Origin of the sequence: Pseudoalteromonas sp. Angola-30 (genome assembly GCF_028599215.1) — a bacterium.
Lineage (GTDB): Bacteria > Pseudomonadota > Gammaproteobacteria > Enterobacterales > Alteromonadaceae > Pseudoalteromonas > Pseudoalteromonas atlantica.
Genome location: NZ_JAQREI010000020.1, coordinates 25,397 through 45,898 on the forward strand (window position 1 = coordinate 25,397; position 20,502 = coordinate 45,898).

19 protein-coding genes are annotated in these 20,502 nt (G+C 42.0%); 8 read left to right on the forward strand and 11 right to left on the reverse strand.

The genetic code is table 11. From position 1 onward, the window contains the following. Nucleotides 1-153 precede the first annotated feature (153 nt). The 6 genes from prmA to rsmD form a co-directional block, all read right to left on the reverse strand. A complete protein-coding gene (gene prmA, locus PSH54_RS18145; protein ID WP_273603671.1) occupies nt 154-1,035 on the reverse strand; it encodes a 50S ribosomal protein L11 methyltransferase in 882 nt (293 codons plus the stop codon). 66 nt (nt 1,036-1,101) lie between these two features. Next, nucleotides 1,102-2,949 (reverse strand): RNA polymerase sigma factor RpoD, encoded by a 1,848-nt coding sequence (rpoD, locus tag PSH54_RS18150; RefSeq protein ID WP_054983281.1) that lies wholly within the window; start codon nt 2,947-2,949, stop codon nt 1,102-1,104. Between the two features lie 124 nt (nt 2,950-3,073). Next, entirely contained in the window at nt 3,074-4,825 is a 1,752-nt protein-coding gene (gene dnaG, locus PSH54_RS18155; protein WP_004588627.1) for a DNA primase, read from the reverse strand. A gap of 372 nt (nt 4,826-5,197) precedes the next feature. Continuing rightward, entirely contained in the window at nt 5,198-5,644 is a 447-nt protein-coding gene (locus tag PSH54_RS18160) for a GatB/YqeY domain-containing protein (RefSeq protein WP_004588626.1), read from the reverse strand. Between the two features lie 20 nt (nt 5,645-5,664). After that, on the reverse strand, nt 5,665-5,880 hold the full coding sequence (rpsU, locus tag PSH54_RS18165) for a 30S ribosomal protein S21 (protein ID WP_002957797.1): 216 nt from the start codon (nt 5,878-5,880) through the stop codon (nt 5,665-5,667). 145 nt (nt 5,881-6,025) lie between these two features. Continuing rightward, a complete protein-coding gene (gene rsmD / locus PSH54_RS18170; RefSeq protein WP_004588625.1) occupies nt 6,026-6,631 on the reverse strand; it encodes a 16S rRNA (guanine(966)-N(2))-methyltransferase RsmD in 606 nt (201 codons plus the stop codon). Between the two features lie 207 nt (nt 6,632-6,838). On the opposite strand from rsmD, the gene ftsY reads away from it, so the two are divergent. The 4 genes from ftsY to rpoH all read left to right on the forward strand — a co-directional run bounded on the left by ftsY (nt 6,839) and on the right by rpoH (nt 11,881). Beyond that, nucleotides 6,839-8,863, forward strand: coding sequence for a signal recognition particle-docking protein FtsY (ftsY, locus tag PSH54_RS18175; protein ID WP_273606772.1), 2,025 nt, complete (start codon nt 6,839-6,841; stop codon nt 8,861-8,863). A 233-nt stretch (nt 8,864-9,096) separates the two neighbouring features. Beyond that, nucleotides 9,097-9,774, forward strand: a complete 678-nt coding sequence (ftsE, locus tag PSH54_RS18180) for a cell division ATP-binding protein FtsE (protein WP_004588623.1) — start codon at nt 9,097-9,099, stop codon at nt 9,772-9,774. Further along, complete coding sequence (gene ftsX, locus PSH54_RS18185) at nt 9,771-10,757, forward strand: permease-like cell division protein FtsX (RefSeq protein WP_004588622.1); 987 nt, start codon at nt 9,771-9,773, stop codon at nt 10,755-10,757. The genes ftsE and ftsX overlap by 4 nt, the downstream gene beginning before the upstream one ends. 260 nt (nt 10,758-11,017) lie before the next feature. Then, on the forward strand, nt 11,018-11,881 hold the full coding sequence (rpoH, locus tag PSH54_RS18190) for an RNA polymerase sigma factor RpoH (RefSeq protein WP_004588621.1): 864 nt from the start codon (nt 11,018-11,020) through the stop codon (nt 11,879-11,881). A gap of 154 nt (nt 11,882-12,035) precedes the next feature. Here the strand turns inward: rpoH and PSH54_RS18195 are convergent, their stop codons facing one another. The 4 genes from PSH54_RS18195 to gpmM all read right to left on the reverse strand — a co-directional run bounded on the left by PSH54_RS18195 (nt 12,036) and on the right by gpmM (nt 16,987). Next, entirely contained in the window at nt 12,036-12,797 is a 762-nt protein-coding gene (locus PSH54_RS18195) for a divergent polysaccharide deacetylase family protein (RefSeq protein WP_004588620.1), read from the reverse strand. A gap of 200 nt (nt 12,798-12,997) precedes the next feature. Continuing rightward, nucleotides 12,998-14,263, reverse strand: a complete 1,266-nt coding sequence (locus PSH54_RS18200) for a S41 family peptidase (protein ID WP_273606773.1) — start codon at nt 14,261-14,263, stop codon at nt 12,998-13,000. A 36-nt stretch (nt 14,264-14,299) separates the two neighbouring features. Beyond that, nucleotides 14,300-15,439 (reverse strand): murein hydrolase activator EnvC family protein, encoded by a 1,140-nt coding sequence (locus PSH54_RS18205; RefSeq protein ID WP_096740206.1) that lies wholly within the window; start codon nt 15,437-15,439, stop codon nt 14,300-14,302. Nucleotides 15,440-15,442: 3 nt separating this feature from the next. Then, on the reverse strand, nt 15,443-16,987 hold the full coding sequence (gpmM, locus tag PSH54_RS18210; protein ID WP_273606774.1) for a 2,3-bisphosphoglycerate-independent phosphoglycerate mutase: 1,545 nt from the start codon (nt 16,985-16,987) through the stop codon (nt 15,443-15,445). A gap of 580 nt (nt 16,988-17,567) precedes the next feature. Here gpmM and PSH54_RS18215 point away from each other — a divergent pair. Genes PSH54_RS18215 through gpsA form a run of 4 tightly spaced genes read left to right on the forward strand, consistent with a single transcriptional unit; the run spans nt 17,568 to nt 19,819 of the window. Continuing rightward, nucleotides 17,568-17,999, forward strand: coding sequence for a rhodanese-like domain-containing protein (locus PSH54_RS18215; protein WP_273606775.1), 432 nt, complete (start codon nt 17,568-17,570; stop codon nt 17,997-17,999). Between the two features lie 31 nt (nt 18,000-18,030). Then, entirely contained in the window at nt 18,031-18,288 is a 258-nt protein-coding gene (gene grxC, locus PSH54_RS18220) for a glutaredoxin 3 (protein WP_004588615.1), read from the forward strand. A gap of 34 nt (nt 18,289-18,322) precedes the next feature. Continuing rightward, a complete protein-coding gene (gene secB, locus PSH54_RS18225) occupies nt 18,323-18,808 on the forward strand; it encodes a protein-export chaperone SecB (protein ID WP_004588614.1) in 486 nt (161 codons plus the stop codon). Between the two features lie 3 nt (nt 18,809-18,811). Then, complete coding sequence (gpsA, locus tag PSH54_RS18230; protein WP_024031407.1) at nt 18,812-19,819, forward strand: NAD(P)H-dependent glycerol-3-phosphate dehydrogenase; 1,008 nt, start codon at nt 18,812-18,814, stop codon at nt 19,817-19,819. A 97-nt stretch (nt 19,820-19,916) separates the two neighbouring features. Here gpsA and trmL read toward each other — a convergent pair whose 3' ends face one another. Next, a complete protein-coding gene (gene trmL, locus PSH54_RS18235) occupies nt 19,917-20,381 on the reverse strand; it encodes a tRNA (uridine(34)/cytosine(34)/5-carboxymethylaminomethyluridine(34)-2'-O)-methyltransferase TrmL (RefSeq protein WP_273606776.1) in 465 nt (154 codons plus the stop codon). Between the last annotated feature and the right edge of the window lie 121 nt (nt 20,382-20,502).

The window sequence follows — 20,502 nt, forward strand, 5'->3', positions numbered from 1 at the left end:
AAGTGGGTCGATTTGTTTGAAATTTAAACAAAAAATAATTTTGTCAAATTATGCATGCTAATTTTCTAACTGTAAAAAAATAGTAAAGCCTGTTAAATACAGGCTTTACATGCAAGTTTTGAGTTAAAACTCTAAAATTATAAATGTATGCGGTTAGCTATTTTTTGTACCGCTTACACGGGTCCAATCACCCTCTAGTGCAATATCGTCAAGCTCAATAAACGGTGCGTAAATATCGGCAACCGATTGGGCTTGTTCTTCTAATATGCCCGACATAGCAATTTTGCCACCCGGTTTAAGTAATCCCAAAATTACACTGTGAAGCTCACGCAGCGGCTGCGCTAAAATATTAGCGACTACAATATCAGCACTAAACTCAGGTTGGTTTTCTGGTAGGTATACTTCAAGCTTATCGGCTACGCCATTACGTTGTGCGTTATCTAAGCTTGCTTCTAGAGCTTGCGGGTCAATATCAATACCTATCATGCGCTCTGCGCCAAGTTTAATGGCTGCGATACCTAAAATGCCCGATCCACAACCAAAATCAACCACTGTTTTACCACTTAAATCTTGGCTTTCTAGCCATTTAAGGCACAGTGCCGTTGTTGCATGCGTACCCGTACCAAATGCAAGGCCAGGGTCGAGCAGTACATTAACTGCATCTGGGTCTGGAATGTCGCGCCAGCTTGGGCATATCCACAGTTTTTCGCCGAACTGGATTGGGTGAAAGTTATCCATCCACTCACGTTCCCAGTCTTTATCTTCTAGTTGCTCAATTTTGTATACCAGTGTGTCTTTAATTTCATCATGACGCTTAAGTAATTCAATTACCGCGTTCATATCATGATTGGCTTCAAATAGACCAATTACAGTGGTATCGGCCCAAAACTCAACGGTGCCAATTTTAGGCTCATAAATAGGCGTGTCTTTAGCGTCAATAAAAGTAACAGAGGCGCTGCCTGCTTCCATTAATAAGTCACTCACTGCATCTGCGGTAGCAGCATTGGCATTGATACGGATTTGGATCCAAGCCATGGTTGTTTCCTTTAAATAGAAAAAAGGCCGCTACAGCGGCCTTTTTAGTTTATATGAAGCGCTAAATTATTTAGCGTCTAAAAAGCTTTTTAGTAAATCAGAGCGAGAAGGGTGGCGTAATTTACGCAGTGCTTTCGCTTCTATTTGACGAATACGCTCACGTGTTACGTCAAACTGTTTACCTACTTCTTCTAAGGTGTGGTCGGTATTCATATCAATACCAAAGCGCATACGAAGTACTTTAGCTTCACGGGCTGTAAGGCCTGCTAACACATCGTTTGTTGCGCCACGAAGAGATTCCATAGTTGCCGAGTCGATTGGCGAATCAATAGTGGTATCTTCGATAAAGTCACCTAAGTGCGAATCTTCATCATCACCGATTGGTGTTTCCATCGAAATTGGCTCTTTGGCAATTTTAAGTACCTTACGGATTTTATCCTCAGGCATCATCATGCGTTCTGCTAATTCTTCAGGATTTGGCTCACGACCCATTTCTTGTAACATTTGACGAGATATACGGTTAAGTTTATTAATCGTTTCTATCATATGTACTGGAATACGGATTGTTCTTGCTTGGTCAGCAATTGAGCGGGTAATCGCTTGGCGAATCCACCACGTAGCATAAGTCGAGAACTTATAACCACGGCGGTATTCAAACTTATCTACCGCTTTCATCAAGCCAATGTTACCTTCTTGGATTAAATCTAAGAACTGTAAACCACGGTTTGTGTATTTTTTAGCAATTGAGATTACAAGACGTAAGTTAGCTTCAACCATTTCTTTTTTCGCACGGCGCGCTTTTGCTTCACCAATGCTCATACGACGGTTAATGTCTTTAATACGCTCAATGCTTAAGCCTGTGCTTTCTTCAATTACACATAGCTTTTGGATGCAACGAATAATTTCAGGCTTCACTTCTTCAAGTTTAGCTGAATGTTTTTCGTTAGCATTTATTTCTAGGTCTAGCCACGCTGAGTCAGTTTCGTTATTAGCAAAGTGCTTAATAAACGTTTTCTTAGGTAGCTTAGCAATTTGTACCGCTTGTTTCATGATAAGGCGTTCTTGAATACGCACTCTATCCATCATTTCACGCATGTTGTTAACCATGCGATCAAACTGTTTTGGTACTAATTTAAAGGTTCTGAAAAGCTCGCCAATTTCAAAAATAGCGGCTTGAGAATCTGGGTGCGAACGCCCTTTTTCATCAAAGGTAGCGCGAGCTTTAACGTATAAATCACGTAAGTTTTCAAAGTGAATACGGGCTTCTTCTGGATCTGGGCCTGTATCTACTTCTTCTTCGTCTTCATCGTCATCGCTGTCTTTGTCATCTTCATCATCGTCTTCATCAAGTTGTTCTTCACTTAATTCAGAGCCAATGTGAGTTGCTGAGATTTGCGCTTCGTCTTCGTTAGGGTCGAAAAAGCCTGAAATAATGTCGCTTAAGCGCATTTCTTCTGCTTCAAACTTATCCCACTGTTCAAGTAGGTAAGTAATCGCTTCAGGGTATTCGGCAACAGAAATTTGTACCTGGTTGATACCTTCTTCAATGCGCTTAGCGATTACAATTTCGCCTTCACGTGTAAGAAGTTCAACAGTACCCATTTCACGCATATACATGCGCACTGGGTCAGTTGTACGGCCAATTTCTTTTTCTACAGTTGCAAGGGCTGCAGCAGCAGCTTCTGCTGCGTCTTCGTCTGTCGTGGTTTCTTGCATCATTAATTCATCAGCATCAGGCGCGTTTTCGCTAACCTTGATACCCATGTCATTAATCATGCTAATGATATCTTCTACTTGATCTGAGTCGATTATGTCTTGTGGAAGGTGATCATTTACTTCAGCAAAAGTTAAGTAGCCTTGCTCTTTACCTTTTTGAATCAGAAGTTTTAATTGTGACTGAGGAGTTGGATCCATAGAGATTGTTTCTTCCACTCTGATAAGTTGATACAACAGGCGTCATCATAGAGTTAGCCTTTTAACTAACTTTAATAATGTGACGCAGTGAATAGCACAGTATAACAGTTTAAATCAAGTCTGACTAGCTGTTACTCGCTTTTAGCGCTGTCATAAGTAAATGACATTCTAGTTTTTCATCACTTGATAAGCCCTGTGTCTTGTCCTTTATTAATAGGGTCTCTAGTCGATAATTTAAACACTGATCTTCAATAAATTTAAAAGTATTTTGAAAAACAGTCTCTAAACGCTCATCACTAATTTGGTGCTGCCATGTGGCAAGCTTTACTAGCGGTTCGTAATCCTCGGAATCTCTAAATGATTCGAGTAAAACCGCTGTGTTAGCATTGTCTTTTTGCAGTGCGCGCTCTTGTAAGCGCAGTAGCAAACCAATGCCTGCTATGTTCATTTGCGCCAATTCTGGCAAATGGGGCACACTTTTAGCTAACTGTGGGTGCTGAATTAAAATACCAATAGCTTGGCGCATTGGGGTAATTTTAAATTTTCGTTCAACAGCGTGTTGTTGCTTTGGTGTTTTTAAGCGGCTATTTAGTTGCTCACGCGTACGGCCAATTAATCGTCCTAACTGCTCTAAAATATTTTCTTGGTAAAATTCACTCGGAATTTTTTCAATTAACGGCAAAGCGGCACTCAACAGCTTAGCTTTGCCTGAGTCGAGTGTTAGGTCTACTTCTTGGCTAAGCTTATTAAATAACACTTTGGTAAAATCATCTGCTTGGCTTAAACGTTGCTCAAACTGTGTTTTACCTTCTTGCTGAACCAGTGAATCAGGGTCTTCCCCGTCAGGTAAAAATACAAAGTGTAATGCTTTGCCATCGTTTAAGTAGGGCAGGGCATTTTCTAGTGCTCGCCATGCAGCGTCGCGGCCAGCTCTGTCGCCATCGTAACAACAAATAACTTTGTCGGTGGTTCTAAATAGCGTATGCATATGCTCGCTTGTTGTTGCGGTGCCAAGCGCAGCTACGGCATATTCAATACCTTGCTCTGCAAGTGCAACTACATCCATGTAACCTTCTACAATAAGTACATGTTCAAGCTTTTTATGTGCTTGTTTTGCCTCATAAAGACCATATAGCTCAAAGCCTTTATGAAAAATGCGGGTCTCTGGTGAGTTGAGGTATTTTGGCCCTTGGTCGGCTTGCATTACACGCCCGCCAAAGGCGATAACACGGCCACGTTTATCACGAATAGGGAACATTAACCGATCGCGGAAAAAATCAAACTGCCTACCTGGTGTTTTTTCTGAGGCGAGCTTAAGCTCGACCAGCTGTTCTTTTTGCTCTTTTGTTCTGCCAAGTTGTTGGCACAGCGCTTCCCATTCGCTCGGCGCATAACCAATCATAAACTTTTTAACGGTTTCGCCACTTAAACCACGCCCTTTTACATAGTCAATCACCGCAGCAGAGTTACTGTGGTGCTTTAATTGATGCTGGTAAAAGCGTGCTGTGTGTAACATTAAATCGTAATCTGAGCGCTTTTGCGCTGCCGTGCGCTCAGGTGCTGAGCTAGTGCCTTTCTCGCGAGGTACGTCTAAATTTAAAAGGCTTGCGAGCTCTTCTATGGCATCAACAAATTCAAGCTTGTCGTATTCCATAACAAACGAAATAGCGTTGCCATTAGCACCACAGCCAAAGCAGTGGTAAAACTGTTTATCTTGAGAAACAGTAAACGAGGGAGATTTTTCGTTATGGAAAGGGCAGCAAGCTTGGTAGTCTTTACCTGCTTTTTTAAGACCAACTTTAGAGTCTATTAGCTCTACAATATCTGTTCTGGCGAGTAAATCGTCAATAAAATTTCGTGGGATCTTTCCAGCCATGTTTTGTAAGTAGTCCTAACAATTGGTGAGGTGTAATTTCAACACAATGCGCGCATTTATAAAAGGGGTATCGGTAAGCTAAAAAGCTACATTATATCCATGGGCAATAATACTTAATCATTTTTAGGTGCTAAACCTGACGCTAACAGCATACAAAGCTAGGATATTGAAGGTAGAGCAGTGCAGGCGCAGTAAGTGATAGCCCTAAATAACCCATTTTACCTAGCCTTCGATGTGCTTTTGTAGCTACACAATAAATCACTTAATTACATGCACGAGCATTACTTAAAAGCGTTTTGTTTGTCTACTTAAACGAAGAAACCGAGCACTAGGCTCGGTTTGCTTTAATCATACTTTGTGTATGTGGGAGTATTAGGCTGTTAATCGTTGCTTAATTAAACCAGAAAGCTTGCCCATATCGGCACGTCCTTCGGCTTTGCTTTTGATTATGCCCATTACTTTACCCATGTCTTGCATACCTGCTGCATTAGTATCAGCAATAGCCGCATCAATAAGGGCAACTATTTCTTCTTCACTCAATTGTTGAGGTAAAAAAGTTTCTAGTGCTGCGATCTCATTGGCTTCAATTTCGGCTAAATCTTCACGCCCAGCATCTTTGTACTGAGTGTAAGAATCACGACGTTGTTTAACAAGCTTCACTATAACGGAGGTAATACCTGCGTCGTCTAGTGTTATTTGCTCGTCAATCTCACGTTGCTTGATTGCGGCAAGCACCATGCGAATAGGGTTAAGACGTTGTTTGTCTTTCGCTCTCATCGCATCTTTTTGCGCATCTTTTAGCGTTATTAAAAGGCTCATTTATACAAGACCTAATACTATTAGTATAATTTAACGCGACGTGCGTTATCGCGAGAAAGCTTTTTCATGTGACGCTTAACCGCTGCAGCTTTTTTACGCTTACGCTCAGCTGTTGGCTTTTCATAGTGCTCGCGACGACGAACTTCTGAAAGGATACCTGCTTTTTCACATGAACGCTTGAAGCGACGAAGTGCTACGTCAAACGGTTCGTTCTCTCTTACTTTAATTACTGGCATTAAAAATTCACCTACCTAAATTATGAGCGTTGCTCAAGTTGATCAAACATTGATCAAGTGGTTCAAAAATGGTGCGGTATTGTAATCCGAAGCAACACCACATGTAAAGGATAATATTAACAGAAATGCAGCGGCTTAAATAGTGTTAATTTGGCTGGCGTTGGTATAGCCTACAGAATACTTGCCCTGCTTTTTTTTCTTTAATTAACAGCCAGTTATCTGGTTGTGAAAAGCTGCTTAGTTCGGTTTCTACCTCAACATAAATGAGCGCGTCTTCGCTAAGCCATTGGTTATTTTCTAATAAATCACAGCTACTTTGCGCTAAGTTTTTGCGAAATGGTGGGTCAACAAAAACTAAATTAAATGGTGAATTTGTATTCTTTTGCTCTAAATATGAGAGTGAATTAGTGTGTTTTACCTGTGCATTTTCAAGCTTTAAGGTACTAATATTTTGCTCAATTTGCTTAGCAGCCGAGGCATCTAGTTCGATAAACGTGGTGCTTTTAGCAAACCGAGACAGCGCTTCAAAGCCAAGCCCGCCAGAGCCTGCAAAGCAATCGAGTACTGTTGCATCGCGCGTATCTTGCATTAACCAATTAAACACGGTTTCTTTAATGCGGTCTGTTGTTGGGCGTAGCCCTTCTACATTTTTTACCGGCAGTTTACGGCCACGAAATTGCCCGCTGATTACTCTAATAAAGCCGTCAGTAGATTTGCTAATTGCTTTATTTTTCGTTGTTTTTTTTCTCATTTAGGTCACTAAAAAATGGTATAAGGGATCTAGCTCAGATAATATTGTGCGTAGTTTACGTTTAGCTTCATTTTTCAACCGCATTAAAAGTGTTACTATTTAGCACTTACGTTTTGAACGGTTGTTTGGCCGGCACGCTTTGCTGAGCCACACCAAGCTATTTCAAATTTTAGTTTATCAGATTTTTATAAGTGGTTATTAGCAAGTATGGCAAAAAAAAGTAAATTCATGTCTTGGCTCGGTTTTGGTAAGTCAGATAAAAAACAAGCAGAAGCTGATAAACAACAGGCATTAGCTCAGCAACAAGAAGCTGAGCGCTTAGCGGCAGAAAAGGCCGAAGCAGAGCGTGGAGAACAAGCGCGTATTGCTGCTGAAAAAGCACAAGCAGAGCGTTTAGCAATTGAAAAGGCTAATGCAGAGTTGCTTGCAAAAGAGCAAGCCGAAGCACAGGCGCAACAACAAGCACAAGCTGCACGTTTAGCTGAGCAAGAAGCGCAAATGCGTTTAGAGCAAGAGCGAATGGCTGCACAGCGAGCTGAGCAACAACGTTTAGACACAGAGCGCGAGCAAGCTGAGCAAGATGAAAAATTAGCAATTGAAAAAGCCAACGCTGAGTTGCTTGCGAAAGAGCAAGCTGAAGCACAGGCGCAACAACAAGCACAAGCCGCTCATTTAGCAGAGCAAGAAGCGCAAATGCGTTTAGAGCAAGAGCGTGTTGCAGCAGAAAAAGCTGAAGCTGAGCGTTTAGAACAAGAGCGTATTGCACAAGAACAGGCAGAAGCTGAACGTGCAGAGCAAGAACGTATTGCTGCAGAAAAAGCAGAAGCTGATCGCTTAGAACAAGAGCGTATTGCCGCAGAGCAAGCAGAAGCTGAACGTGTAGAGCAAGAGCGTATTGCAGCAAAACAGGCAGAGGCTGAACGCTTAGAACAAGAGCGAATTGCACAAGAACAGGCAGAGGCTGAACGCTTAGAACAAGAGCGTATTGCACAAGAACAGGCAGAAGCTGAGCGTATAGAGCTGCAGCGTATTGCAGCAGAGCAAGCAGAAGCTGAACGTGTAGAGCAAGAGCGAATTGCTGCAGAAGCAGAAGCTGAGCGTTTAGAGCAACAGCGTATTGCAGCAGAGCAAGCAGAAGCTGAGCGCTTAGAACAAGAGCGTATTGCACAAGAACAGGCAGAAGCTGAACGTGCAGAGCAAGAACGCATTGCAGCAGAGGCCGAAGCTGATCGTTTAGAGCAAGAGCGCATTACGGCAGAGCTTGCAAAAGAAGAAGCTAAACTTGCCGAAAAGCCTAAAAAAGAAGGCTTTTTTTCACGTCTTAAAAAAGGGTTATTAAAAACCCGTGTAAATATAGGCTCTGGCTTTGCATCTATTTTTAGTGGTAAAAAAATAGACGATGATTTATTTGAAGATTTAGAAACACAGCTTCTTACCGCCGATTTAGGTGTTGATACCACCATGAAGCTGATTGATAGCCTTACTGATGCAGCTGATCGCAAGCAGCTTAAAGATGGCGATGCGCTTTATGACTTAATGAAGCAAGAAATGGCCGCAATGCTTAAAACAGCTGAGCAACCGCTTGAGGTACATGCTGATAAAAAACCATTTGTTATATTAATGGTCGGTGTAAACGGCGTAGGTAAAACGACAACCATTGGTAAGTTAGCTAAGCAATTTCAAAATGAAGGTAAGTCGGTTATGTTGGCCGCAGGAGATACCTTTCGTGCAGCAGCCGTAGAGCAGCTGCAAGTGTGGGGAGAGCGTAACAGCATTCCTGTTATTGCCCAGCACACTGGTGCAGATAGTGCCTCGGTGGTGTTTGATGCATTTCAAGCCGCTAAAGCGCGTAATGTAGATGTATTAATTGCCGATACAGCAGGGCGCTTGCAAAATAAAGACAACTTAATGCAAGAGCTTGAAAAAATAGCCCGCGTAATGAAGAAAATTGACCCCGATGCACCGCATGAAGTTATGCTAACCATTGATGCGGGTACAGGTCAAAATGCAATTAGCCAAGTAAACTTATTTAATCAATGTGTTGGTTTAACCGGTATTACCCTCTCAAAACTTGATGGTACTGCTAAAGGTGGGGTTATATTTGCGGTTGCAGATAAGTTTAATATTCCTATTCGTTACATTGGTGTTGGCGAAGGTATTGATGATTTACGCGCATTTAAAAGCGATGACTTTATTGACGCTTTATTTAGCCAAGATGAGGATGACGCTTAATACATAAAAGGGAGCTTGCTCCCTTTTTTGGTCTGTTTATCTTTTGAGATTAAACATGCGCTGCCCTTTGGGCTATTTACTTTTTATTGCTCGGTTTTTACTTAGTCCTCTGGGCTATAAACCTTGCGCCGCGATTAAATAGCCTCTAGGTAGAGCAAATTTCAATCCTGAAAGGTCAACAGGCCCTAGCTAAGGAATTCCATTTTACTAATTTGGGACTGGCATAATAAAAAATGATAAATTTTCAGCAAGTAAGTAAAACCTATCCGGGTGGGCATCGCGCTCTCGAAAAAGTTACATTTCATATTAAGCCTGGCGAACTGGCTTTTTTAACAGGCCACAGTGGTGCGGGTAAAAGTACCTTATTAAAGCTCATTAGCTTAATGGAGCGCCCCTCTGCAGGCAACGTGCTAATTAATGGTGTTGATTTAAATAAAGTTAATTCTCGGCAAATTCCTTATGCGCGCCGCGATATTGGTATTATTTTTCAAAATCATCGATTGTTAGAGCGTTACACTGTGTTTGATAACGTTGCACTGCCGTTGATTATTGAAGGCACTCATCATAAACAAATCGCTAAACGAGTTCATGGTGCGCTAGATAAAGTAGGGCTGTTAGATAAAGTTAAATGCCATCCTTCTACACTCTCTGGTGGTGAGCAGCAACGCGTAGGTATTGCCAGAGCGATTGTAAATTCTCCGCCTATTTTATTAGCTGATGAACCAACGGGTAACCTTGACCCCGAGCTCTCTATGGAAATATTAAGGCTATTTGAAGATTTTAATAAACATGGTACGACAGTACTTATAGCAACACACGACCTTGGTCTGGTGTCGCGTTTAAAATACCGTAGCCTGACTTTAAAAGATGGCCGTATGCTTGAAGACCCACTTGCGGAGGGCACGCTGTGAGCTTGTTATTTAAAGGACGCCAAAACTCAAACGACAAACAAAAAAAATCAGCCATAGCTGGCGGTTATTTTTTTATTATTAATATTTTTCGCCAAGGGGTGCACAGTTTAGGTGAAATGTGGCGTACGCCACTTGCATCATTAATGACAATTGCTGTACTTGGGCTAAGTTTAACATTGCCTGCAACGCTTTATTTAGTCGTAAAAAATGTACAGCAAGTCAGTAGCGGGTTTGAAGAAGCCAGTGAAATATCGCTTTTTGTAAAAGAAAGTATGAGCGAACAAGAAACACAAACCTTAGTAAAGCGTTTAGCACTTTACGCCGAGGTAGAAAGTGTTGAATTTATTTCTAAGCAGCAAGCATTAACTGAATTTAAAGATGTGTCGGGGTTTGGGCAAGCTTTAGAGTACCTAGATAGCAACCCGCTACCCGATGTTGTATTAGTGACACCTACTAAGCGGCATCGCCAGCCTAATGCGGCTAAAGCGCTGCTTACAAAGCTTGAGAACGAGCGCGAAGTAGATTTTGGTAAGCTTGATATTGCTTGGCTTGAGCGCCTAAATGCATTATTAGACTTATTAAAAGAAAGCGTTATCACAATTGCTTTATTACTTCTTACCTCTGTCACGCTTATTATTGGTAATACGATTCGCTTATCGATTATGGATAAAAAAGAAGAAATACAAGTAATGAAGTTAGTAGGTGCTACCAATACGTTTATACACGCTCCGTTTTTGTGGACCGGCATTTGGTATGGCGTTATAGGGGGCTTGTTTGCATTTATTTGTATTGCCTTAATGATGTGGTGGTTAACTAGCGCAGTAAGCAGCGTTGCAGGCGTGTATCAAACAAGCTTTTCGTTAATTGGTTTAACGCTTAATGAGTTTGGCGCATTAGTATTGCTAGCAACCAGCTTAGGCTTTATTGGTTCTTACTTATCGGTTAACCGATATATAAAAGAAATTGAGCCTGATAAAGTATAAGTATGGCTGCTAATGGCTGACTCAAAAATGTCATGTTTGTATATTATTATCCTCAAATGAGATTAGTTGTAAATGCGCTGTTACGCTTGCGCTAATCTCTTGCAATCCCTTAGTTCATCACTTATTCAGTCGCATGTAGTAGACTTAACATACACTAAAAAACCGCTTGATTTACGCTTAAAAAAAGTTTTAAATTGGGGTTAGCACTCTTAGAGAAAGAGTGCTAAGATGGTTTCAAATGTTTATCACCGAGGTGAAAAATGAGTAAAGATTTATACGCAATGGCACTTACAGTTGGGCAACAAAGCGCAAGCATGGACGGCTACCTTCAAGCGGTTAGCACAATTCCTATGCTTAAAGCTGAGCAAGAGAAAGAGCTAGCAACACGACTTCAAGAAGAAGGCGATCTTAGTGCTGCAAAGCAACTCATTATGTCGCATTTACGCTTTGTAGCACATATTGCTAAAAGCTACTCGGGTTATGGTTTACCGCAAGCCGACTTAATCCAAGAGGGCAATATAGGCCTGATGAAAGCGGTTAAGCGTTTCGACCCAAGTGTGGGGGTACGTTTAGTGTCTTTCGCTGTTCATTGGATTAAAGCAGAAATTCATGAGTTTGTGCTTAAAAACTGGCGCATCGTAAAAGTTGCGACCACTAAAGCGCAACGTAAATTGTTTTTTAATCTTCGTAAAAACAAAAAACGTTTAGGTTGGTTTAACCAAGCTGAAGTAAGCACTGTAGCTAATGAGCTAGGTGTGAGTGAAAAAGAAGTTCGTGAAATGGAATCGCGCATGAGCGGCCAAGACATGGGCTTTGACTTAACGGGCGACGATAACGACGACGCACCAACAAGTACATATTCACCAGTACAATACTTAACAGACGGCTCAGCTGATTTAGCTGACGATATTGAGCAGCAACAATGGCAAGAGCAGTCACATACTCGTTTATTTAGCGCGCTTAAAACGCTAGACGAACGCTCACAAGACATTGTAAGTGCACGCTGGTTGTCTGATGACAAAGCAACACTACAAGAGCTTGCTGAAAAATACAGTGTATCTGCTGAGCGTGTTCGCCAGCTAGAAAAAACAGCGATGAAAAAGCTGCAAAGTGCTATGAGCTAATAGCGCAAAAAATGTAAAACTTAAAAAGCCCTGCATTAATATGCGGGGCTTTTGCTTTGTGGCTATAAGTATTTTAATCAACGTTTTAGCTATTTAATATTGCTTTTGTCAGCTTAGTTGTATGGCTTATATATACTTAAAACACCGCTTAAAGCTACCTAGCGTTGATCCCTTTACCTTGCGCCTGTGCTAATTGTATGTATTTTTTATGCACTAGTTGCGATACCGGAACTAACTCAAAGCCTTGCTCGGTGAGCTCAGGTAGCGCTTGGCGTAAAAAGTCGATGGTTTCTGGGTAGGGGTGGGCAATCGCTATGGCAAAGTGATGTTTAGTTGCTTTATATTTTAGCTCATCCAGCCTTTGCTGCAGTTGCTCATGCGTGGTTATATTGTCTAAAAACACATGGCGGCCAATATTTTCAACTCCGATAAAATTTGCCGCATTTTGCGCTTGGCTTAAGTCGGTAGTACGGCTATCTAAAAAGAATAAATTACGTTTTTTAAGTACTTCCATAGTCCACTTCATGGCTTGGCTTTGTTGAGTGAGTGCCGACCCCATATGGTTATTAACCCCTTTTACTTGCGGTAAGCTTGCCAACGCGGTGCCTAAAGTTTTTTGTAGCTGTTCTTTATCCATATTTACAGTGAGCCCGCCAGGGCCGAGTGCTTTACCGTTTAAGGCTTGCATAGGTACATGCAATAAAAGCTCTTTATTTGCTTGGCTGGCAAGCGTGGCAAAAATTTGAGAGTAGGGTGTGTGGGGCAAAATTGAATACGACAATTGCCCTGGTAAGGTAAGAAATTCTAAATCTCGCTGATGATAGCCAATATCATCAATTACGATGGCTATTTGCTTTGCCCAAGCAGTGCTAGATACAAAGCAGATAGCCAACAACAGCCATTTTATTATTTTCACGTTTATAGTTTTTATTATCTTTTTAATTTATTAAGGGTATTTTTTAATCTCAACGCCGGGTAATAAAGCTATCTCAGCAGCCATTTTTAGCGCTAACTGCCTTGAATTTACTTAAAATTTATAGCTAAAGAATAGCAGAATCTAATAGTGTTAATATTTATTCTGTTATTAAATCGCTTACCTATAGTTCAGATTATTTACTATTGCATGCTAAGTAATTGCTTAGCTTTTACTAACTGCAAGTCGCCCAGTATTTCATGTTCAAATTGTGGTGCATTTTTGTTCTGCTCATTTTTTATTATAACGGCTTTATTTGATTGTGGAAGGGTTGCTTGCGCAATTGCTACATCGGGGGTAACTCCTACGCCTTCAATCGATACGCCCGCAGGTGTAAAGTACTTAGCAGTTGTTAATTTTAGCGCTGTATTACCATCACCAAGTGGGATCAAAGATTGCACCGAGCCTTTGCCATAAGACTGATTACCAACCACTGTAGCACGCTTATTATCTTTTAAAGCAGCGGCGAGTATTTCAGCCGCAGAGGCCGAATTTTCATTAATAAGCACCACAATAGGCAAGCCTTTTAGTATGTCGCCTCGTTTAGCGTAGTAGGCTTGATTAGCGTCGTAATAGCGCCCTTTAGTGGTGACTATAGTGCCGCTTTGTAAAAATAGATCCGCTACCGCCACTGCGCTTTGTAAAGTACCACCTGGGTTGTCACGTAAATCAATGACTAACCCTTTAAGGGGCGTGCGATAATCATTTTTAAGTGCAGCTACCTGCAGCGCCACTTCATGTAAGGTGTGATTAGAAAAATTATTTATGGCTAAATACCCAGTGCCTGAGTCGAGTAATTGGCTAGTGGCGCTTTCTAAGTTTATTTCTTTGCGATTTACCGCAAAGCTAATTGGTTGCTGCTGCCCTGCGCGTTGTATTGTTAGTTTAACCGCGTTAAAGCGGGTATCTTTTATCAACGCAGCTACTTGCTCTAAGCTACCTGTTTGCGTGTTTATATCATTAACACTAACAATAATATCGCCCGCTAAAATACCGGCCTTTTTGGCTGGGGAGTTTTTAACTACACCGACAATAGTAATGTCACTGTCAATGTCTTTCACTTCAATGCCCACGCCAGTGTAATGGCCATTTGTATTATTAAACAAAGCGTCTAAGTCATTTTCATTGAGGTATTTAGAATAAGGGTCTAGCTGGTCGAGTAAAATTTCTACTTGCTGATTATTAAAGGCACCCTGTGCACCTTTTGTCAGTGACAAGTCATCAACATAATAGGCTTTAATGTTGAAGAGTATTTCAGAAATTTGCTGACTTTTAAGATCTTTAACTGAGCTGGCAAGTAATGAATTGCTAAAACAAAAAATAGCAATACAGGTCAATGCGCACAACAAAAACAAATAGCGCGTACGGGAAGAGGGAAATGAGCGTGTTTGTGGTATTTTTTGAGTCATCAGCTGCTCCTAATGCGGTGCAGCTGTTTTATTCACTTAAATACGTCTGCACCATTTAACAGGATTTACTGCGCGTCCTTTGTGGCGTATTTCAAAGTATAGACCAGAACTCGACTGTCCGCCGCTTTGACCTACTAATGCCAGCGTTTCGCCTTCTCGAACCATGTCGCCCACATCTTTTAATAATGTTTGCGCATGGCCGTATAGGCTCATAAAGCCCTCACCATGATCAACCACAATAACCCAGCCAAAGCCTTTAAGCCAATCAGCAAATACAACTTGGCCATTATTAATACTGTTTACATTAGTGCCTTCTTTTGCACCAATTAACACGCCTTTCCAGTCTATGCCGCCATGTTTGCGCTGACCAAATGTGTGTTTTAGCTTTCCTTTGCTGGGCCAATTAAGCTTGCCTTTACTTTTATTAAGGCCGAGCAATTCAATTTTTTGAGTCTTCTCTTGCTCAAGTTCTTCAATGGTGGTGATTAATGTTTGCTCGTTGTCTTTTAAGTAATTAATCGAGCTTTTAGTGCTATTGAGCTGTGCTTGTAAGTTTTTAAGGTTAGTTTGGCGCTCGCTTTGGGCATTTACTAGCGCGCTTTGGCGTCTTTTTTGTTCTTCAAATAAGGCGGCTAATTTTTGTTTGGTTTTGGCAAGTGCAGCTTGGTTTTCTGCAATTTGTTGTTGTAGTACTTTAAGCTCTTCAATTTGCTCTATGCGCGCTTTATTTAAATAGTTGTAATAGCTTAAGGTACGCTCAAATTTAGCTGTGTCTTGTTGGTTTAAAAGCATTTTGGGGTAGTCGTCGCCCCCAGCCATGTAGGCACTTTTTAGCTGGGCCGCTAAAATGGCTTGAAATTGCGCGTGTTGCGCTTTTAATTGCTGTGCTTTTTGTTGCTGTGCTTGTTGTTTTTGCTCGGTTTCTTTTACTGATTGCTCAGCCATATTGAGGGCTTTGGCATTTTTAGCTATTTCTAACTCGTGTTTTTTTAAGTTTTTTTGCAGTGCGGCAATTTTTTTTCGCTGTGCGTTGTACTCTGCTTGGCTTTGCTCTAATGCAGATTGCACTTCAGATAGGTCTTTTTTAGTGCGGTTTTCGTTAGCGGTTGCAGGGGCAACCACTAACGAAACCAATACAAATGTATAAACACTAAACCAATTTACTGGTTTGCTCATGTTTTATTTCAACGTCATGATTGGCGTACCGGTCATTTCGCTTGGTTGCTCCATGCCCATCAGGTGTAGCATAGTAGGTGCTACATCACTTAATGCTTTACCTTCACTTGGCGTTGCATCGCGTCCTACATAAATAAATGGCACTGGCTCGCTAGTGTGAGCGGTATGAGCTTGGCCCGTGGCAGTATTTGCCATTTGCTCTGCATTACCGTGATCGGCTGTGATAAGTGCTTCACCGCCAAACTCATCTAGCGCTTCCACCACGCGGCCTATACATGCATCAACAGCTTCACAGGCTTTAACCGCGGCTTCAAACACACCAGAGTGACCCACCATATCGCCATTCGGGTAATTACAAATAATGGCATCAAACTTACCGCTTTTAATGGCTTCAATAAGTTTGTCGGTTAGCATTTCAGAATTCATTTCTGGCTGAAGGTCATAAGTGGCAACCTGTGGAGAAGGAATTAATTCGCGTGATTCGCCTTCAAATTCATCTTCGCGTCCGCCACTAAAGAAAAACGTAACATGAGCGTATTTTTCTGTTTCAGAAATACGTAGCTGCGTTTTGCCATTTTTTTCAAGCCATTCACCTAATACGTTCACCAATGGCGTAGGGCCAAATGCGATAGGGGCATCAATATCGGCTGAGTATTCTGTCATCATTACAAATGCGCTTAACTGTGGTGATTTTTTCTTTTCGAACCCATCAAAGCCTGGCTCTACAAAGGCACGGGTGATTTCACGGGCGCGGTCGGCTCTAAAATTAGCAAAGATGATAGTGTCGCCATCATTAATTTGTGCTGCTTCAGCGCCTTGTGGTGCGATGGTGGTTGGTGCTACAAACTCATCGTTTTCGTCGCGCTCATAGGCGGCTTCTAATGCCGATACACCATCAACATAATTAAATTCGCCTTCACCTAATGCCATTACATTGTAGGCTTTTTCTACACGGTTCCAACGGTTGTCTCTGTCCATGGCGTAATAACGGCCCACAAGAGACGCTAAGCGGCCACAATTTAGCTCGGCAAATAAGGCTTCTATACGCTCTATTGATGCTTTAGCACTGCGTGGTGGTGTATCACGGCCATCTAAAAAGCCATGAAAGTATACTTCTTTTGCACCGCGTTTAGCGGCTAATTGAATACTCGCGACAATATGATCTTCGTGGCTGTGAACACCACCTGGGCTTAATAAACCCATAATATGCACGGCTTTGCCTGCAGCGACTGCTTTATCGATGTTTTCAACAAGGGCAGGGGTTGAGTCAAATTCGCCATCGTTGATTGCTTTGGTAATGCGAGTAAAATCTTGATAAACAACACGACCAGCACCTAAATTTACATGGCCTACTTCTGAGTTACCCATTTGCCCTTCAGGTAAGCCTACATCTAAACCTGAGCCTGAAATTAATGTGCGTGGACGGGTTGCCCATAGGTTGTCTAAAACGGGGGTGTTGGCCGCAAGAATCGCATTGCTTTGCTCATCTTCGCGGTATCCCCAACCGTCTAAAATCATTAATACCAGTGGTTTTTTATGCTCTGTCATAATAGCTCCTGAAAATTAGCACCTGTTGATGGGTACTGTGCGCCGAAAAGGTTATCTGGTTAGTTTTAGCATACCGTGTTTTAGCGCCAGAATCAGCACTGAGAACAAGATATTAAATTTTTTACTTACTTTCATATATGGGGTGCTTTATGTGTTTTTAAAGCGCAGCAAACTCGCATTTTAACTTGGTTTGGGTATACTTGCGTGGCTAAAGTACAAAATACCTAGAATATTAGGGCGTGTTGCACTTTGGTGGCTGAATTTGCAGCAGTATGTTTGGTTTTTAGGTAAGGCAGAGCCTATGAAGTGTGGTTATTCCCCATAAATAGGCGATAACGTAGCATAAATACCAAACATGCGCTGCCCGTTGGGTTCTTTCTAGGGACTATTACCTTTTTGTTGCCTACATGGATGTAGGTAAGGGGCGTGAGCAGGACGCGGAAGCTTTGCTCGGTTTTTACTTAGCCCACTAGGTTACAAATCTCGCGCCGCGATTTAATCGCCCCTAGATTGAATAAATTTCAATCCACAAAGGCCAACACGCCCTAGGTTTAGAACATAATTTCATAGTGGAAGTAGAATGGATCAATATATTGAATTTATTACAAATCATCCTATTTTAAGCCTAGCTTGGGTTGGTCTTGTATTCCTTATTGTAAGCGGCTGGATAAAGAGCAAGCTTTCAGCAGTGAGAGAAATAAACCCACAGCAATTAACACTTCTTATTAATCGTGAAGATGGCAAAGTAGTTGATATTCGTGCTCAAAAAGAATTTAACGCAGGTCGTATTGCGGGTGCTGAACACTTAAGCCCTGAAAAAGCAAAACAATCTGACTTTTCAAGCCTTGAAAAGCACAAGAGCAAACCCATTATACTAGTATGTGCCACAGGCATGACTGCTCAAGGTATTGCTAATGCAATGCATAAAGCAGGCTTTGAATCGGTTTATGTATTATCAGGTGGTATGGGGTCGTGGCAATCTGCCAGCCTTCCAACTACAACAGGTCGCTAATCAGTTTAGTAGTACCGATAGAGGATTTATTATGAGTAATGTTGTTTTATACACCAAAGCGTACTGTCCATTTTGCCAACGTGCTCTTGCACTTTTAAACAGTAAAGGCGTTGAGTACACAAATATTGATATTGGTGTTCAACCAGAGCTTCGCGATGAAATGATTGCTAAAGCAGGTGGTGCAAGCACAGTACCGCAAATTTTTATTAATGATGAACATATCGGTGGCTGCGACGACATGATGGCTATTGAAGCGCAAGGTAAACTTGACGCTAAGCTAAATGCTTAATTTTAATTATAAAAACTAACACGTAGGAAGCACAATGAACGAAGAAAATCAAAACGCAGCAGCACAAGAAGGTGGCGCACAATTTACTATTCAACGTATTTACACTAAAGATGTATCGTTTGAAACGCCTAACTCGCCTGCGATTTTTCAAAAAGAATGGACGCCAGAAGTTAAGCTAGACCTAGACACGCGCTCTAATAAGCTAGACGAAGGTGTGTTTGAAGTGGTTTTAGCACTAACGGTTACTGCTTCTATCGGTGAAGAAACTGCGTTTTTATGTGAAATTCAGCAAGCCGGTATTTTTACAGTTGGTGAGCTTGAAGAAGTACAACTAGCACATATGCTAGGTGCATACTGCCCTAACGTGTTATTCCCATACGCGCGTGAAGCCGTATCTAATCTTGTTAACCGTGGTACTTTCCCACAGCTTAACCTTGCGCCAGTGAACTTTGATGCGTTATTTGCACAATACATGCAACAACGTACTGCGCAAGCTGAGCAGGTTTCAGCAGACGCATAATTTATGAGTACAGCAACTTCAGCTGTTACTGTATTAGGAGCGGGGTCTTACGGCACCGCTCTTGCTATTTGCTTAGCCCGAAATGGTCACCAAGTGACACTTTGGGGTCGCAATAGCGACGACGTTGCCACGCTTGCAGCTGAGCGGAAAAATCAACGTTACCTTCCTGATGTACCATTCCCCGACACTCTTTTATTACAAGCCGATTTACAACAAGCCGTAGCCAGCAGTGCTATTGTACTTGTGGTTGTGCCAAGCCATGCCTTTGCAGATACATTGCAGCAAATTAAACCTGCGCTGGTTGAAGGTGCGCAAGTTGCGTGGGCAACAAAAGGGCTTGAGCCAAATACTGGTCGCTTGTTACAAGAGGTGGCCCTGCAGGAACTAGGTGATGAAATGCCGCTTGCGGTTTTATCAGGCCCAACCTTTGCAAAAGAAATGGCAATGGGGCTACCTACTGCGATATCGGTGTCGTCTACCTCAACGGAGTTTGCGCAACAACTTGCAGATTTACTCCATTGTGGGCGCTCGTTCCGCGTGTATAACAACGATGACTTTATTGGCATTCAGTTAGGTGGCGCGGTTAAAAACGTAATAGCCATTGGTGCTGGTATGTCTGATGGGGTGGGCTTTGGAGCTAATGCACGTACTGCACTGATCACTCGCGGCTTAGCTGAGCTAACGCGCTTAGGATGTGCCTTGGGGGCAAAGCAAGAAACCTTTATGGGTATGGCTGGACTTGGCGATTTAATCTTAACATGTACCGACAATCAATCGCGCAACCGTCGCTTTGGTTTGGCTTTAGGTAAAGGTGAAGGGGTTGATGCTGCTATTGAGTCTATCGGGCAAGTTGTTGAAGGCTTTAGAAACACAAAAGAAGTGTATTTATTAGCACAACGCGCCGGTGTAGAAATGCCTATTACTGAGCAAATTTATAAAGTACTTTATGAAAATAAAGATATGAAAGAAGCCGCCATGGCACTATTAGGCCGAGAGCAGCGCGCCGAATAAATGAGCATATAATGCCCACTTTATTAAAAGCATGAACATGCTTTGCTATTAAAAAAACCGACGCTATGTCGGTTTTTTATTGTTTGGTACAAGGTGCTTATTGCGCGTTAGGAAAGCCTAGCTGGCGCCATGACTCATAAACAAATACCGCCACAGCGTTTGATAGGTTCATACTACGGCTATTGGGCTGCATAGGAATGCGCACACGCTGATCGTTAGGCAGCGCTTGAATCATCTCATCAGGGAGACCGCGAGTTTCTGGCCCAAATACCAAGCAATCACCGGCTTCATAACTGGCTTCGTGATGAAACTGGCTGCCTTTAGTGGTGCATGCATACACTTTTTTAGGTTGGCACTTTTCAAGGTAGGCATCAAACGAGGCATGGCGCTGTACGTTACTAAACTCGTGGTAATCTAGCCCGGCACGTTTTACTCGCTTATCGTCCCACTCAAAACCTAATGGCTCAATTAAATGCAATGAGTAACCTGTGTTTGCACACAAGCGTATGATATTTCCTGTATTTGGTGGAATTTCAGGTTGATATAAAACGATATCCAGCATAATGCGCCTTTCTATTAATCTATAATTTGACGAGTGGCAGTATACACGAAACCGGTAAAAAAAATGATATACTCGCGCCATTGAATACCGCAAGTAGTGAATATTAACGTGCATCACCGTA